Origin of the sequence: Naasia sp. SYSU D00057 (assembly GCF_017916505.1) — a bacterium.
GTDB lineage: Bacteria > Actinomycetota > Actinomycetes > Actinomycetales > Microbacteriaceae > Naasia.
The window spans coordinates 99,399-115,325 of sequence record NZ_JAFMSZ010000001.1 but is presented as its reverse complement, the minus strand read 5'-3'; the positions used below and the strand labels follow the sequence as shown (position 1 = coordinate 115,325).

Genomic DNA, 15,927 nt, shown 5'->3' with positions numbered 1-15,927 from the left:
GTGCTTGAGGGCGCACTCGGCGACTGAGCAGAGCGCCGGCGCACGGACTCAGCGGGCGGAGAGCTCCTCGGCCACCAGGAACGCGAGCTCCAGCGACTGCATGTGGTTGAGGCGCGGGTCGCAGAGGGACTCGTAGCGGGTCGCGAGGGTCGCCTCGTCGATCTGCTCGGAGCCGCCCAGGCACTCGGTCACGTCGTCGCCGGTCAGCTCCACGTGGATGCCGCCCGGGTGCGTGCCGGCCGCCCGGTGCGCCTCGAAGAAGCCCTTCACCTCGTCCACCACGTCGTCGAACCGGCGCGTCTTGTAGCCGGTCGGGGTCGTGATGCCGTTGCCGTGCATCGGGTCGGTGACCCACAGCGGGTTCGCGTCGAGCGTCTTGATGTGCTCGAGCAGCGGCGGCAGCGCGTCCCGGATCTTGCCCGCGCCCATGCGTGTGATGAAGGTGAGACGGCCCGGCTCGCGGTTGGGGTCCAGCTTGTCGATCAGCGCCTCCATCACCTCGGGGGTGGTGGACGGGCCGAGCTTCACGCCGATCGGGTTGCGGATGCGGGAGAAGTAGTCGACGTGGGCGCCGTCGAGGTCGCGCGTGCGCTCGCCGATCCAGAGGAAGTGGGCGCTCGTTGCGACCGGCGTGCCGTTGCGGGAGTCGATGCGCGTCAGCGGCCGCTCGTAGTCCATGAGCAGGCCCTCGTGGCCGGTGTAGAACTCGACGCGACGCAGCTCGTCGAAGTCGGCGCCCGCCGCCTCCATGAAGCGGATGGCGCGGTCGATCTCCCTCGCGAGCCCCTCGTAGCGGGCGTTGGCGGGGTTCTGCGCGAAGCCCCGGTTCCAGGAGTGGACCTCCTTGAGGCTCGCGAAGCCGCCCTGCGTGAAGGCGCGCACCAGGTTCAGGGTGGAGGCCGCCGTGTGGTAGCCCTGCACCAGCCGCCCGGAATCGGGCTCGCGGGACTCGGGGGTGAAGTCGTAGCCGTTGACGATGTCGCCGCGGTAGGCGGGCAGCGTCACGTCGCCGCGCGTCTCGGTGTCGCTCGAGCGCGGCTTCGCGAACTGGCCGGCCATGCGGCCCATCTTCACGACCGGCATCGAGGCGCCGTAGGTGAGGACGACCGCCATCTGCAGCAGCGTCTTCACCCGCGCCCGGATCTGGTCCGCGGTCGCGCCGGCGAACGTCTCGGCGCAGTCGCCGCCCTGCAGGACGAACGCCTCGCCCCGGGCGGCCTTCGCCAGCCGGTCGCGCAGCTGGTCGATCTCGCCGGCGAACACGAGCGGCGGGAACCCGGCGAGCTGCGCGGAGGCGGCCTCGACGGCGGTCCGGTCGGACCACTCCGGCTGCTGCTTGATCGCCAGAGTCCGCCAATAGTCGAGGCCGGCCATCACTTCGGGGCTGGCAGCGACGACGGGCTCGGTGGGGTCGACCACGGGGAATCCTCGGGGGTTGGAGCGGAAGGGAGTCAGCGGGCGGTCTTCGCGCCCGTCCCCTTCATCGAAGACGCGTACACATCCACGTATTCCTGGCCGCTCAGCTTGGCGAGCTCGTACATGATCTCGTCGGTGATGGAGCGGAGGATGAAGCGGTCGCCTTCGAGCCCGCTGAACCGTGAGAAATCTAACGGCTTGCCGACCACGACGCCAATCCGCCGCACCTTCGGGAAGCGACTGCCGATCGGCATCGCCTTCTCGGTGTCGACCATGGCGACCGGGATGACGGGGACCTGGCCCTCGAGCACCATGCGCGCGATGCCGGTGCGGCCGCGGTAGAGGCGGCCGTCGCCGCTGCGGGTGCCCTCGGGGTAGATGCCGAGCAGCTCCCCCCGCCGCAGGACGCTGAGGCCCGTCGTCAGGGCGGCCTCGGACGCCTTGCCGCCCGACCGGTCGATCGGCAGCTGGCCCGTCGCGAGCATGAACCACCGGACCGCCCAGCCCTTGATGCCCTTGCCCGTGAAGTACTCGGCCTTGGCGAGGAACGAGATCCGCCGGTCGAGCTCGATCGGCAGGATGATCGAGTCGATGAAGGAGAGGTGGTTGCTCGCGAGGATCGCGGCGCCCTTCTTGGGCACGTTCTCCATGCCGGTCGTCCAGGGCCGGAAGACGCGCTTGATGAACGGTCCGACGAAGACGCCCTTCAGGACCCAGTAGAAGAAGATGCGCATCGGATCTCCTCGCTCGCGCTACCCGCGGGAGCCCGGCACGGCCGGGTCGCTCGAGTAGCTCGCCGGATCGCCGGCGGACAGGAAGTGGGCACGGGCCAGGTCGGCGGCGCCGACGACGCCCGCGTCGCCGGCGAACTCGGCGACGCGGAACTCGGGCTCCGGGTGGTACCCGCGGGCGGGCAGCACCTCGAGGAAGGCGGTGCGGATCGGCTCGAGCAGCACGTCGCCCGCCGTCGAGACACCGCCGCCGAAGACGAACAGCTGGGGGTCGAGCACGGCCGCGAGACTCGCGCAGGCCTCGCCGAGGTGATGGCCGAGCTGGCGGAGCGCGGACAGGGCCCCCGGGTCGCCCGCGGCGATCAGCTCGCCCACCTGGGCGCCGGTCAGCCCGCCGTTGCGCTCGCGCGCCTCGGCGAGGGCGTTGCCGATGCCGCCGGCGTCCGCGATCTCGTTCGACATGCGCAGCAGGGCGCGGCCGGATCCGTACTGCTCGAAGCAGCCGCGGGCGCCGCAGCCGCAGGGCAGGCCGCCGGGGATGAGGCGCAGGTGCCCGAGCTCCGCGCCGGCGCCGAAGCCGCCGCGGAAGAGGGTGTCGTTGTGCACGATCGCGCCGCCGACCCCGGTTCCGATGGTGATCATCACCATGTCGCTGACGAGCCGCCCGGTGCCGAACCGGAACTCGGCCCAGCCCGCGGCGTTCGCGTCGTTCTCGATGAGGATGGGGAGGCCGAGGCGCTCCTCCAGCTCCTCGCGCAGGGGCTCGTTCCGCCACGCCACGTTGGGCGTGTAGTAGACGAGGGACTGCGCCGCGTCGATGAAGCCGGGTGCGGCGACGCCGACCGCGGCGATCTCCTGCCCGGCGGCGAGCTCCCGCACCATCTCGACGACGGCGTCCTTGAGCGAGTCGCTGTCCCCGGCGGGGGTGGGGCGGCGCGCCTCCGCCAGGATGGCGCCGAGTTCGTCGACGACAGCGCCGGCGATCTTCGTGCCCCCGATGTCGATCCCTATCGCGTGCACGGACCGAGCCTAGTGCGCCTCCCGCCCCCACCCTGCCGACCCTCGTGGCACGCCCCAGTTGCGGGGTCGCGAGCCGGGCGGTTCCGCCCGATACACTGTGGAAAATCGCACCCGGTACCGAAGGAGTTGCCGTGCACCAGACCGATGTGCCCGCCGCCGTCCCCGCGACGCCCGACGCCAACGCCACCGACCTGCTGCTGGAACGGGTGGCGAAGACACCGGACGCTCCCCTCTTCGGACGCCAGCTCGGCGAGCAGTGGATCGACGTGAGCGCCCGCGACTACCTGGAGCAGGTGCGCGGCCTCGCGAAGGGCTTCATCGCCGCGGGCATCGAGCCCGGCGACAAGATCGGCCTGATGGCGAAGACCCGCTACGAGTGGACGCTCATCGACTTCGCGGTCTGGTTCGCGGGCGCGATCCTCGTCCCCGTGTACGAGACCTCCGCCCCCAGCCAGGTGCACTGGAACCTCACTGACGCGGGGGCCGTCGCGATGATCGTCGAGGGCCCCGACCAGTTCGCCCGGTTCGACGAGGTGCACGCCGACCTGCCGGATGTCCGCAGCGTCTGGCAGATCGAGCGCGGCGACCTCGGCAAGCTGGTCGCCTCCGGCGCCGCCGTCTCCGACGAGGAGCTGGAGCGGCGCCGCAGCCTCGCGAACGAGGACGACATCGCGACGATCATCTACACGTCGGGCACGACCGGGGTGCCGAAGGGCTGCGTGCTGACGCACCGCAACTTCGTCGAGCTCAGCCGGAACACGGTCGCCGCCGTGCCCGAGGTGTTCAAGCCGGGCGCCTCCACGGTGCTGTTCATCCCGCTCGCGCACATCTTCGCCCGCTTCATCGCGGTCGTGTCGGTGTGCGGCGGCGTGAAGGTCGGCCACCAGCCTGACACGACGAAGCTGGTGCCGACCCTCGGCTCGTTCAAGCCGACCTTCCTCCTCGCCGTGCCCCGCGTGTTCGAGAAGGTCTACAACTCCGCCGAGCAGAAGGCCGAGGCCGGCGGCAAGGGCAAGATCTTCCGCAAGGCCGCCGATGTGGCGGTCGCCCACTCGAAGGCGCTCGAGGAGGGCAAGGTGCCCCTCGCCCTCAAGCTGCAGTTCGCGGCGTTCGACAAGCTCGTCTACAGCAAGCTGCGCACGACCCTCGGCGGCCGGGTCGAGTACGCGGTGTCCGGCTCCGCCCCGCTCGGCGACCGGCTGGGGCACTTCTACCACAGCCTCGGCATCAAGATCCTCGAGGGCTACGGGCTCACGGAGACGACAGCGCCGGTGAGCGTCGGCCGCCCCAGCGACTTCCGCATCGGCTCGGTGGGCCCCGCGCTGCCCGGCGTCTCCGTCCGGATCGCCGACGACGGCGAGATCGAGACGAAGGGCGTCAACCTCTTCCGCGAGTACTGGAAGAACCCGGAGGCGACGGCCGAGGCCTTCCACGGCGAGTGGTTCCGCACGGGTGACATCGGCGAGCTCGACGACAAGGGCCACCTGCGGATCACCGGCCGCAAGAAGGAGCTCATCGTCACCGCGGGCGGCAAGAACGTCTCGCCCGCGGCGCTCGAGGACCCGATCCGCGCCAACCCGATCGTCGGTCAGGTGGTCGTCGTCGGCGACCGGAAGCCGTTCGTCGCCGCGCTCATCACCCTCGACAGCGAGATGCTGCCCGTGTGGCTGAAGAACAACGGGGTCGAGGAGCCGCTGAGCATCGAGCAGGCCGCGAAGCACCCGCAGGTGCTCGCCGAGGTCCAGCGGGCGATCGACGAGGCCAACACGCGGGTGTCGCGTGCGGAGTCGATCCGCAAGTTCACGATCCTCTCCACCGAGTTCACCGAGGCGAGCGGCCACCTGACGCCGAAGCTCTCGATCAAGCGGAACGTGATCCTGCAGGACTTCGCGCCGGCGATCGAGGAGATGTACGCGGGAAGCCCGGCCACGACGCCGAGCACCAGCAGCCTCGCCCACTGACCGCGCTGCCCCTGTCCCTCAACAGGCAGAAAGTCCTCCAACAGGCGGAAGTCGCCGATTTCCGCCTGTTGGAGGCAGAAACGCCTGTTGAAGGAGAGGAAGGGCGGGGACGAGCGGCGCTCAGAACCAGCGGGATTCGCGGATGCGGCGCATCGCCTCGCGGCGGCGGTCCTTGTCGAGGCGGTCGAGGTAGAGCTTGCCGTCGAGGTGGTCCACCTCGTGCTGCAGTGCCTGGGCGAGCACGCCGGAGCCCTCGACGACGACCGGCCGGCCGTCGAGGTCGACGCCCTCGGCACGCGCCCACGGGTGCCGCAGCACCGGGTACCAGAGCTCGGGGACGGACAGGCAGCCCTCGTCGACGAGCTCCGGATCGCCGCGCACCTCGACGATGCGCGGGTTCAGCACGTAGCCGATCTTCCCGTCCACGTTGTAGCTGAACGCCCGCAGGTTCACGCCGATCTGCGACGCCGCGACGCCGGCCCGTCCGGGCAGCGCGACGGAGTCGAGCAGGTCGGCGACGAGCGAGCGCACTCCGTCGTCGATGTTCTCGATCGGCGCGGACGGGGTCTTGAGAACCGGATCCCCGAACAGCCGGATGGGGCGCTCAGGCACCTCGGCGCACGGGGAGTCCGTCGACCACGAGGGCGGCCAGCCGGCGGGCGGCGTCCTTCGTGACCTGCCTGAGGTCCTTGTAGCTGACCACGCTGCCGGCGGCGAGCACCGGGTCGTACGGGATGCGCACGATGTCGCGGACGCGGGACTTGAAGTGCGCCTCGATCTCGTCGAGCTTCACCATGTTGGTGCCCTGCGTCGCCGTGTTGAGCGCGACGATCGCGTTGCGGACGAGGTCGCCGTAGCCGTTCGCCTCGAGCCAGGTGAGGGTCTCGGACGCGAGTCGCGCCTCGTCGACGCTGCCGCCGGAGACGATGACCACAGAGTCGGCTCGGTTGAGGGTGGCCCGCATGACGGAGTGGACGATGCCGGTTCCGCAGTCGGTGAGCACGATCGAGTAGAAGCGGGCGGTGAGGTCCGCGACCACGTTGTAGTCGTTCTCGTCGAAGGCCTCACTCAGCAGCGGGTCGGTGTCCGACGCGAGGATGTCGAGGCGGGTCTCGTCCCGGGAGACGAGCTGCGAGAAGTCGGTGAAGCCGGTGATGCTCGCGGCCTTGTGCACGACGTCCCGCACGGTGGCGCGGGTCTGCTTGGAGACGCGCTCGGAGAGCGTGCCGCGGTCCGGGTTCGCGTCGATCGCGATGATCCGGTCCTCGCGCGTGGTCGCCAGCGCCATGCCGAGCAGGGTGGTGACCGTGGTCTTGCCGACGCCGCCCTTGCGGGTGAGGATCGGGACGAACCGGGTGCCGCCCTCGAACTGCTTGTCGATGCGGACGTCGAGCTCCTTGCGGGCCCGCTCCGCCGGGGAGTCGCCGAGGTTCACCTTGTGGAACGTGGCCGCGTACACGAACTTGTTCCACGCGCCGGTCGGGGCGGTGCGGGTGAGCCTGCCCTCGATGAGGCGATCGGCGGTGAGCATGGCGGACGTCTCGGGCGTCTCGCTGTGCAGGCCGCGCAGGCTGTCGCGGCGCGTGAGGCTGGTGCCGCCCGGAGGCGTGACGGGCTCGACGCGCGGCATCTCGCCGGTCGCGCGCTGCCCGTCGGGGATGCGCGGCACGCTCCCGGTCACGCGGGGGACCTCGCCGGTGAGGCGGGGAAGGTCGCCGGTGAGGCGGGGAAGGTCGCCGGTGAGGTGCGGCACCTCCCCGGTGTAGGAGCGCGGCGTGTCGCCGGTGCCCGTGGGGAACGTGCTGAATGCTCGGCTGCCGAGGAGGGCGTCGTAGGCGCTGCCCGTGGGCCGGTACGGCGTGCGGGCCGGCTTCTCCTCGACCGGCCGCAGCTCGCCGAGCGCGATCTCCCCGGTCAGCGTGCCGGGGACGGCGCTCGCGGGCACCGCGACGTCGTCGATGCGGACCGCTGCCTCGTCGTCGGGCAGCGCGTGCTCGGGCGCCGGCGGCAGGTCGATGTGGATGGTCAGGCTCTCGGGAAGGCTGCTCGCGAGCTTCGCCCCCGGCTCCTCGACCAGCTCGCTGTGGAAGTGCTCGAGCTCCTCGTCGTGCTGCTCGGCGCCGACCGTGCTCTCGAGCACCTGCCCGGGAGACTTCTTGCGCTTGCTCGACACAGGCCCAGCCTTCCGTTCCGTTCGCGTCGCACTCATATCCCTGACAGCCTAAGCGGCACCTCCCGGCCAGGCCGGGAGCCGCGCGGGCGGTCCGGGAACGTGTCAGCGCACCTCGACGAGCAGGTCCCCCGCCTCCACCTGCTGGGTGGCGGCGATGGCGAGGCGCGCGACCGTGCCGGCGATGGGGCTCGTGATGGCGGCCTCCATCTTCATGGCCTCGATCGACGCGATCGCCTGACCGGCCTCGACCTTGTCGCCCTCCTGCACCTTGAGCGTCACGACCCCGGAGAACGGCGCAGGCACGTGCCCGGGCTTGCCCGGGTCCGCCTTCTCGGCGGAGGTGACCTCGACGGCGACGCTGCGGTCCCGCACGGAGATCGGCCGCATCTGGCCGTTGAGGGTGGTCATGACGTTGCGCATGCCCTTCTCGTCGACCTCGCCGATGGCCTCGAGCCCGACGAACAGCTGCACGCCGCGCGCGATGCGGACGGTGTGCTCGACCCCGCCCTGCAGGCCGTAGAGGTAGTCGGCCGTGTCGACGACGGACAGGTCGCCGTACATGTCCCGCACCTGCTGGAAGGTGCGGGTCGGGCCGGGGAAGAGCAGCCGGTTGAGTGCCTGCCGGCGCGTGGGGCTGTCGGCGTCGAGCGCGGCGCTGTCGTCCGCCGAGAGGTCCTCGACCGAGACGTCGACCGTGCGGCCCTCGAGCACCTTCGAGCGGAACGGCTCGGGCCAGCCGCCCGGCAGGTCGCCGAGCTCGCCGGCCATGAAGCCGATCACGGAGTCCGGGATGTCGTACTTCTGCGGGTTCTGCTCGAAGTCGCCCGGGTCGGCCCCGGCGGCGGCGAGGTGCAGCGCCAGGTCGCCGACGACCTTCGAGGACGGCGTCACCTTGGGGATGCGGCCGAGGATCCGGTTCGCGGCGGCGTAGAGGTCCTCGATCAGCTCGAAGCGGTCGGCGAGACCGAGGGCGATCGCCTGCTGGCGCAGGTTCGACAGCTGACCGCCGGGGATCTCGTGGTGGTACACGCGGCCGGTGGGGCCGGGCAGGCCGGACTCGAACGGCTTGTACTGGGTGCGCACGGCCTCCCAGTACGGCTCGAAGTCGGCGATCGCCTGCAGGGAGAGGCCGGTGTCGCGCTCCGTGTCGGCGAGAGCGGCGACCAGCGCGGACGCCGACACCTGGCTCGTGGTGCCCGCCATGGCGGCGCTCGCGACGTCGACCGCGTCGACGCCTGCCTCGCTCGCGGCGAGGAGGGTCGCGAGCTGGCCGCCCGCGGTGTCGTGGGTGTGCAGGTGCACGGGCAGGTCGAACCGCTCGCGCAGGGCCGCGACGAGCTTCGCCGCAGCGTACGGGCGGAGCAGCCCGGCCATGTCCTTGATGGCGAGGATGTGCGCGCCGGCCTCGACGATCTGCTCCGCGAGGCGGAGGTAGTAGTCGAGCGTGTAGAGGTCCTCGGCGGGGTCGAGGAGGTTGCCGGTGTAGCACATGGCGACTTCGGCGACCGAGCTCCCGGTGGCGCGCACGGCGTCGATCGCGGGTCGCATCTGGTCGACGTCGTTGAGCGCGTCGAAGATCCGGAAGATGTCGATTCCGGTGTCGGCGGCCTCGCGCACGAACGCGTCGGTCACCTTCGTCGGATACGGCGTGTAGCCGACCGTGTTGCGGCCGCGCAGCAGCATCTGGATCGCGATGTTGGGCATCGCCTCGCGGAGGGTGGCGAGCCGGTCCCAGGGGTCCTCGCCGAGGAAGCGGAGGGCGACGTCGTAGGTGGCGCCTCCCCAGGCCTCGACCGAGAGCAGGCCGGGAGCCGTGCGCGCGTAGTGCGGGCCGACCGCGGCGAGGTCGCGCGTGCGGACCCGGGTGGCGAGCAGCGACTGGTGCGCGTCGCGGAAGGTGGTGTCGGTCACCGCGAGGGCGGTCTGCGCCCGCAGCTCGGCGGCGAATCCCTCGGGGCCGAGCTCGAGCAGACGCTGGCGCGAGCCGTCCGGCGCGGGCGCCGTCAGGTCGACCGCGGGCAGCTTGTCGACGGGGCGTGCGCCCAGCGGGCGGCTCCCCCACGGCTGGTTGACGGTGACCTCCGCGAGCCAGGTGAGGATCTTGGTGCCGCGGTCGCGGGACGGGTTCGGCGCGATGAGGTCCGGCCGCTCCTCGATGAAGGAGGTGGCGATGTCGCCGGCGACGAACGCCGGGTCGTCCAGCACGGCCTGGAGGAACGAGATGTTGGTGGAGACGCCGCGGATGCGGAACTCCGCGAGCCCGCGCTTCGCGCGCGCCACGGCGGCCGGGAAGTCGCGGCCGCGGCAGGTCATCTTCGCGAGCATCGAGTCGAAGTGCGGGCTGATCTGGGCACCCTGTGCGACCGTGCCGCCGTCGAGGCGGATGCCGGCGCCGCCGGGAGAGCGGTAGGTGGTGATCTTCCCGGTGTCGGGCCGGAAGCCCTGCGAGGGGTCCTCGGTCGTGATGCGGCACTGCAGAGCGGCGCCCCGCAGCTGCAGCCTGTCCTGCGTGAGGCCGAGCTGCTCGAGGGTCTCCCCCGCGGCGATGCGCATCTGGCTCTGCACGAGGTCGACGTCGGTGACCTCCTCGGTCACCGTGTGCTCGACCTGGATGCGCGGGTTCATCTCGATGAAGACGTGCTGGCCGGCGCGGTCGCCGACCGTGTCGACGAGGAACTCGACGGTTCCCGCGTTCTGGTAGCCGATCGACTTGGCGAAGGCGACGGCGTCGCGGTAGAGGGCGTCCCGGATCGACTGGTCGAGGTTCGGCGCCGGCGCGATCTCGATGACCTTCTGGTGGCGGCGCTGCACCGAGCAGTCGCGCTCGAAGAGATGCACCGTGTTGCCGCTGCCGTCGGCGAGGATCTGCACCTCGATGTGCCGCGGCCGGAGCACCGCCTGCTCGAGGAACATGGTCGGGTCGCCGAAGGCGCTGTCCGCCTCGCGCATGGCGGCGGTGAGGGCGTCCCGCAGCTCCCCCTTGGTGTTGACCCGGCGCATCCCGCGTCCGCCGCCGCCGGCGACCGCCTTCGCGAAGACGGGGAAGCCGATCTCGTCGGCGGCGGCGAGCAGCTCGTCGAGGTCGGCCGACGGCTTGCTCGACTTCAGGACGGGCACGCCCGCCTTGATGGCGCGCTCCTTGGCGGCGACCTTGTTGCCGGCCATCTCGAGCACCTCGGCCGGCGGGCCGATGAAGGTGATGCCGGCCTGGCGGGCGGCCTCGGCGAGCTCGGGGTTCTCGCTGAGGAACCCATAGCCGGGGTAGATGGCGTCGGCGCCGGACTCCTTGGCGACGCGGATGATCTCGGCGACGTCGAGATAGGCGCGCACCGGATGGCCCGGCTCCCCGATCTGATAGGCCTCGTCCGCCTTCAGGCGGTGCATGGAGTTGCGGTCCTCGTAGGGGAACACCGCGACGGTCTTCGCGCCGAGCTCGTAGGCGGCGCGGAAAGCGCGGATCGCGATCTCGCCGCGGTTGGCTACCAGGATCTTCGAGAACACACGTGCCCTTCCCCCGGCGGTCCTCGCCGAATGGATCGTCGTTGTGGGTGTGCCCAGACTACTGGCGCTAACGTTGTGCCCGTGCATGTGCTGAGCGTCTCCTCCCTGAAGGGTGGAGTGGGCAAGACCACCGTCACCCTCGGCCTCGCATCCGCCGGCTTCGCGAAGGGTTTGCGCACCCTCGTCGTGGACCTCGACCCGCAGTCCGATGTCTCGACCGGCATGGACGTGCAGGTTCAGGGCCACCTCAACGTCGCGGATGTGCTCGCCTCCCCCAAGGAGAAGGTCGTCCGCGCCGCGATCGCGCCCAGCGGGTGGACCCGCGGCCGTTCCGGCACGATCGACGTGATGGTGGGCAGCCCGTCCGCGATCAACTTCGACGGCCCCCACCCGAGCATCCGGGACATTTGGAAGCTCGAGGAGGCGCTCGCGAGCGTCGAGCACGACTACGACCTGGTGCTGATCGACTGCGCCCCGTCCCTCAACGCCCTGACCCGCACCGCGTGGGCGGCGAGCGACCGCGTCGCCGTCGTCACCGAGCCGGGCCTCTTCTCCGTCGCCGCCGCCGACCGCGCCCTCCGCGCGATCGAGGAGATCCGCCGCGGCCTCAGCCCGCGCCTCCAGCCCCTCGGCATCATCGTCAACCGCGCGCGCATGCAGTCGCTCGAGCACCAGTTCCGCATCAAGGAGCTGCGCGACATGTTCGGCCCGCTCGTGCTGAGCCCGCACCTGCCCGAGCGCACGTCGCTGCAGCAGGCGCAGGGCGCGGCGAAGCCGCTGCACATCTGGCCGGGCGAGAGCGCCCAGGAGATGGCGCGCATGTTCGACCAGCTCCTCGACCGCGTCCTCCGCACGGGCCGCGTCGGCGAGTACGCCGAGCTGGAGACGCACACCACGCCGACGCCGACCGTCTGACGCGCTGCCGCCCTCTGCGGGTGCGCGGGGTGGCGGGATAGTTGGCGTGCGTCGGCGGCTCGCGTCGGTGGGGTGGCCGGGAGGCTTGCTACGGCGCGGGTGGCTCGGTTCTCGGGATGCGTCGCGCACCGCGTGGGTGGGTCGGTCTCGGGATGCGTCACGCACCGTACGGGTGCCTCGCACCGCGCTCTATCGCCGAGTGCGCCCCGAAACACCGAGCGCGCCCGTTGCCCAGGGTGCTCTCGGTGTTTCGAGGAGCACTCGGTGCTTCAGCAGGAATCCGAGTGGCGTTTCAGGGCGCACTCGGCGCGGAAGCTCCGCCGGAACACCCGGACGCGACGAACCCGGCGCCTGATCGCCCAGTGCGCCCCGAAGCACCGAGCGCGCCCGTTGCCCAGGGTGCTCTCGGTGTTTCAGGGAGCACTCGGTGCTTCAGCAGGAATCCGAGTGGCGTTTCCGGGTGCACTCGACGCCGAAGTGCCGCCGAACTCCTCGAACGCGACGCACGCGCCCGAGCAACCACCCCCGGCACCGTGTTAAGCCGACTCACCCAGCCGGGCAACCCACGCAACAGGCACTCGACACCCGGCCATCCGATCACCAGGCCGCACCCAACGACTCCCGCAACTGGCACCCGGAATCGCCGCACCCCGCCAGCCGGCCGACTAGACCCCGCCGCCCCCACCGATCCAGCTCCGACCCCGCCCCCTACGGCAGCACCGCAAACGCGCGCACCGGGAAAGTGCCGAACCCCTCCACCTTCGGCGGCACGGCGGAGAACATCGCCCCGCTCGCCGGCACCTGCCCCAGGTTGGTGAGGTGCTCGACGACCGGGACGCCGGCCGCGAGGAGGAGCGAGTGCGCCGGGCGGCGGCCGCCCGCGTCCGGGGACGTGTCGTCGATGTTGAGGGAGTCGATGCCGACGAGTCGCACGCCCTGGTCGACGAGGTACGACGCCGCGGCCTCGGTGAGGAACGGCGCGGGCTCCCCGTACCGCTCGGTGCCGAAGTGGCGGTCCCAGCCGGTGTGCAGGAGCACCGCCGCGCCGCGAACGTCGCGCTCCGCGAAGACGGTGGCCGGGATGCCGCGCTCGGTCGCGTCGGTGAGACGGAACACCTCGGCGTTGAGAGCGACGAGCTGGTCGAGCGAGAGGCTCGCGAGGTCGCCGCCGCCCGCGTAGCGGTGGTACGGGCTGTCGAGGTAGGTGCCCGTGTTGCCGATCATCGTGATGATGTCCATCGCGAACTCGGTGCCGGGCGCGTAGACGCTCCGCGACGCCTCCCGCGTCAGGTGCGGGGTGATCGTCGGAGCGGGCAGCCCGGGATAGGTGACGAGGCCGGCGCGGATGGTGTGGCTGAGGTCGACGAGGGGCGAGGCGGCGGGCGCGGGCGCCCCGCTGATCCCCCGGCTGCCCTTGTGCGCCTCCTCCACGACCTCCAGCCCGCGCAGCTCGACCTCGCCGACCATCGCGAGGCCGAGGTGGCGGATGAACAGGTGGGCGATGTCCGACTCGCTGAGCCCCTCGGAGGGCAGGTCGAGGCGGAAGCGCTCGACCGTCATCCCTCCCCCGTTGGCGAAGCGGACGTCGGCATCGAACACAGCACGGAACTCGGTCACCCGTCGAGCCTGGCAGACCCGGGCCATGCCCGGAAACGACGAACGCACCCCGAGTGCGGAGTGCGTTCGATGCGAAGTGGTTCGGCGGGGCTCAGCCGGCGACGCGGGCGGCTCGGCGAGCGGCGAGCTCGTCCTGCGGGTCCTGCACCTGGGTGTCGAGCTCGACGAGGCTCGACTCGACCTCGCGGAGCACCTTGCCGACCGCGATGCCGAAGACGCCCTGGCCGCGGCTGACCAGGTCGATGACCTCGTCGTTCGAGGTGCAGAGGTAGACGCTGGCGCCGTCGCTCATCAGGGTCGTCTGGGCGAGGTCGCTGATGCCGGCCTCGCGGAGCTGGTTCACCGCGGTGCGGATCTGCTGCAGCGAGATGCCGGTGTCGAGGAGCCGCTTGACGAGCTTGAGGACGAGGATGTCGCGGAAGCCGTAGAGGCGCTGCGAGCCGGAGCCGGCGGCGCCGCGGATCGTGGGCTCGACGAGGCCGGTGCGGGCCCAGTAGTCGAGCTGGCGGTAGCTGATGCCGGCGGCGCGGGCGGCGATGGTGCCGCGGAAGCCCTCACCTGCCTCCAGGTCCGGCATGCCGTCCGTGAAGAGCAGCCCGAGATCGTAGCGATCTTCGCTGCGGCTGAGTTCCTTCATCAGGCGTGCCTACCGTTCATCTTGAGGACTTCTCCACGGTACCGAGCGGAGGAGCCCTCGGCAATCACATCCGGATTTGGGACTTCGGCGTGTCGCGTCACGCGCCGAGCCGCTCGAGGGCTCCGCGGATGAGGCTGGCGCGCACCACGTCGAGCTGCGCGGCGAGCTCCAGGGCGAGCTCCGCGCCCCGCGCTCTGCTCGCGCCGTCCCTGCGCCGGATGGCGGGGAGCACCGCGCTCTCGAGGAGCCCCGCCTCCCGCTCGGCGGCGGCCCGGAAGCCGCGCAGGTGCCGCGGTTCGATGCCGACGCGGCGCAGCTCGGCGAGGGCCTTGAGAACGCCGAGCGCGTCGTCGCTGAAGGTGTCACCCGGCTGCAGCAGGGAGGCGCTGACCGCCTCGTCGAGGAGCGACGACGGGGCGCCCGCCTCCTTGAGCAGTTCCTCGCGGCTGTAGCGCCGCTCCGCGGCCAGCATGGACGGCGTCGCCTGCGCCGCCGCGCCGGGCCACGCCGGGTTGCGGCCGGCGTCGAGGTCGGCGAGATAGGAGCGGATCACCTTGAGCGGCAGGTAGTGGTCGCGCTGCATGGTGAGGATGAGGCGCAGCCGCTCGAGGTCGCGCGGCGAGAACTTGCGGTAGCCGGATTCGGTGCGCGCCGGGGCGATCAGCCGCTGCTCCTCGAGGAACCGCAGCTTCGACGGCGACAGGTCCGGGAAGTCCGGCTTCAGCTTGGCGAGGACCTGTCCGATGTTGAGCAACGCCGGTGCACTGGCCCCCTGCGCGCGGGCCACGGACGTCGTCATGCTCAGCGGGCGCCCGCGTGGGCCAGGTCGTGCCGCGAGGCGTAGAAGGTGAGACGGAACTTGCCGACCTGGACCTCGGCACCGTCGGTGAGCAGCGCGCTGTCGATGCGCACGCCGTCGTAGTAGGTGCCGTTGAGGCTGCCGAGGTCCTTCACCTCGAAGGCGGTGCCCCGCCGGATGAACTGGGCGTGACGGCGCGAGACGGTCACGTCGTCGAGGAAGATGTCGGAGCTCGGGTGCCGGCCCGCCGTGGTGACGTCGGCGTCGAGCAGGAACCGGGCACCGCTGTTGGGGCCGCGCCGGACCACGAGGAGCGCCGAACCGGACGGCAGCGCCGCGATGGCGGCCTGCTCCTCCGAGTTGGTGCGGGTGTCGAGCGCGGCGACCTGGCCCAGGAAGTCCTCACCGAAGGACGCGGTGGTGTCCGCGCTCACCGAATCCGGGACCCGAGGGGTCCTCGGATCGCCACCTCGACCGGGCGCTGCGTCGCGGGAATCGACCATCGGGGACTACCTCCTTCAGCGGACAACCCTAGCGGATGGAGACCCTCCGCCGTCCCGTGGGATGCGGATCACTCGCGCGGTCTCCACCGCGTAGACGAGGCCCGCCCACCAGTAGAGGAACGCTCCCCACGCCCCGAACGCCCAACCGATGGGCCCCACGACGTGCGCGATCCCGGGGAACGCCTGGGCGAGCACGAGGAGCGGCAGCGCGTAGAAGAGGCAGAAGGTGGCGATCTTCCCGAGGTGGTGCACGGGGAGCGGACCGTACCCGTTGCTCGCGAGGATCACCCCGAGGGCGAGCAGCAGGACGTCCCGCGCCACGATCACGAGGACGAGCCACCAGGGCACCAGCTCGCGGGCGGCGAGCCCGAGGAGGGCCGCGAAGATGTAGAGCCGGTCGGCGGCCGGATCGAGCAGCTGGCCGAGGCGGCTGACCTGGCCGAGCCTCCTCGCGAGGTAGCCGTCGAGGTAGTCGGTGGCACTCGCGACGACGAGCACGATGAGCGCGGCGAGGTCCTGCCCGTCGAGGAGCAGGACGAGGAAGACGGGGACGAGCGCGAGCCGCACGAAGCTGAGGATGTTCGGCAGCGTGAGGATGCGGTCGCTGACCTGCTGGCGCTGCACGCGCCCGGGCTGCGGCGCTCCGTCCACGTC

The 15,927-nt window shown here is 71.4% G+C and carries 13 protein-coding genes; 2 read left to right on the top strand and 11 right to left on the bottom strand.

Annotated features, from left to right (window positions below):
- Positions 1–48 precede the first annotated feature (48 nt).
- From J3P36_RS00545 to J3P36_RS00535, 3 genes are all read right to left on the bottom strand, one after another.
- On the bottom strand, positions 49–1,374 hold the full coding sequence (locus tag J3P36_RS00545) for a class II 3-deoxy-7-phosphoheptulonate synthase (protein ID WP_210506530.1): 1,326 nt from the start codon (positions 1,372–1,374) through the stop codon (positions 49–51).
- A 77-nt stretch (positions 1,375–1,451) separates the two neighbouring features.
- Entirely contained in the window at positions 1,452–2,150 is a 699-nt protein-coding gene (locus J3P36_RS00540) for a 1-acyl-sn-glycerol-3-phosphate acyltransferase (RefSeq protein WP_210505313.1), read from the bottom strand.
- An 18-nt stretch (positions 2,151–2,168) separates the two neighbouring features.
- Complete coding sequence (locus J3P36_RS00535) at positions 2,169–3,167, bottom strand: ROK family glucokinase (protein WP_210505310.1); 999 nt, start codon at positions 3,165–3,167, stop codon at positions 2,169–2,171.
- A 131-nt stretch (positions 3,168–3,298) separates the two neighbouring features.
- On the opposite strand from J3P36_RS00535, the gene J3P36_RS00530 reads away from it, so the two are divergent.
- Positions 3,299–5,128 (top strand): long-chain fatty acid--CoA ligase, encoded by a 1,830-nt coding sequence (locus J3P36_RS00530; RefSeq protein ID WP_210505308.1) that lies wholly within the window; start codon positions 3,299–3,301, stop codon positions 5,126–5,128.
- Between the two features lie 120 nt (positions 5,129–5,248).
- Here J3P36_RS00530 and def read toward each other — a convergent pair whose 3' ends face one another.
- The 3 genes from def to J3P36_RS00515 all read right to left on the bottom strand — a co-directional run bounded on the left by def (position 5,249) and on the right by J3P36_RS00515 (position 10,802).
- Positions 5,249–5,740, bottom strand: coding sequence for a peptide deformylase (gene def, locus J3P36_RS00525; protein ID WP_210505306.1), 492 nt, complete (start codon positions 5,738–5,740; stop codon positions 5,249–5,251).
- Entirely contained in the window at positions 5,733–7,301 is a 1,569-nt protein-coding gene (locus J3P36_RS00520; RefSeq protein WP_307806898.1) for a MinD/ParA family protein, read from the bottom strand. Before J3P36_RS00520 ends, def begins: the two co-directional genes overlap by 8 nt.
- Positions 7,302–7,403: 102 nt before the next feature.
- Positions 7,404–10,802, bottom strand: coding sequence for a pyruvate carboxylase (locus tag J3P36_RS00515; RefSeq protein ID WP_210505304.1), 3,399 nt, complete (start codon positions 10,800–10,802; stop codon positions 7,404–7,406).
- 81 nt (positions 10,803–10,883) lie between these two features.
- Here J3P36_RS00515 and J3P36_RS00510 point away from each other — a divergent pair, with 81 nt between their 5' ends.
- The gene (locus J3P36_RS00510) at positions 10,884–11,717 is read left to right on the top strand and encodes a ParA family protein (protein WP_210505302.1); all 834 of its coding nucleotides are present in this window, start codon (positions 10,884–10,886) and stop codon (positions 11,715–11,717) included.
- Positions 11,718–12,425: 708 nt separating this feature from the next.
- On the opposite strand, the gene J3P36_RS00505 is transcribed toward J3P36_RS00510, so the two are convergent.
- From J3P36_RS00505 to J3P36_RS00485, 5 genes are all read right to left on the bottom strand, one after another.
- Positions 12,426–13,334: a cyclase family protein gene (locus J3P36_RS00505; RefSeq protein ID WP_307806897.1), complete on the bottom strand. Its 909-nt coding sequence runs from the start codon at positions 13,332–13,334 to the stop codon at positions 12,426–12,428.
- A gap of 91 nt (positions 13,335–13,425) precedes the next feature.
- Positions 13,426–13,971 (bottom strand): MerR family transcriptional regulator, encoded by a 546-nt coding sequence (locus J3P36_RS00500; RefSeq protein WP_210505297.1) that lies wholly within the window; start codon positions 13,969–13,971, stop codon positions 13,426–13,428.
- 97 nt (positions 13,972–14,068) lie between these two features.
- Positions 14,069–14,770: a MerR family transcriptional regulator gene (locus tag J3P36_RS00495; protein ID WP_210505295.1), complete on the bottom strand. Its 702-nt coding sequence runs from the start codon at positions 14,768–14,770 to the stop codon at positions 14,069–14,071.
- Between the two features lie 2 nt (positions 14,771–14,772).
- Positions 14,773–15,273, bottom strand: a complete 501-nt coding sequence (locus tag J3P36_RS00490; protein WP_210505293.1) for an FHA domain-containing protein — start codon at positions 15,271–15,273, stop codon at positions 14,773–14,775.
- A 15-nt stretch (positions 15,274–15,288) separates the two neighbouring features.
- Positions 15,289–15,924 carry a CDP-alcohol phosphatidyltransferase family protein gene (locus tag J3P36_RS00485; RefSeq protein ID WP_307806896.1) on the bottom strand — a complete coding sequence of 212 codons (636 nt, stop codon included), beginning with the start codon at positions 15,922–15,924 and terminating at the stop codon, positions 15,289–15,291.
- Between the last annotated feature and the right edge of the window lie 3 nt (positions 15,925–15,927).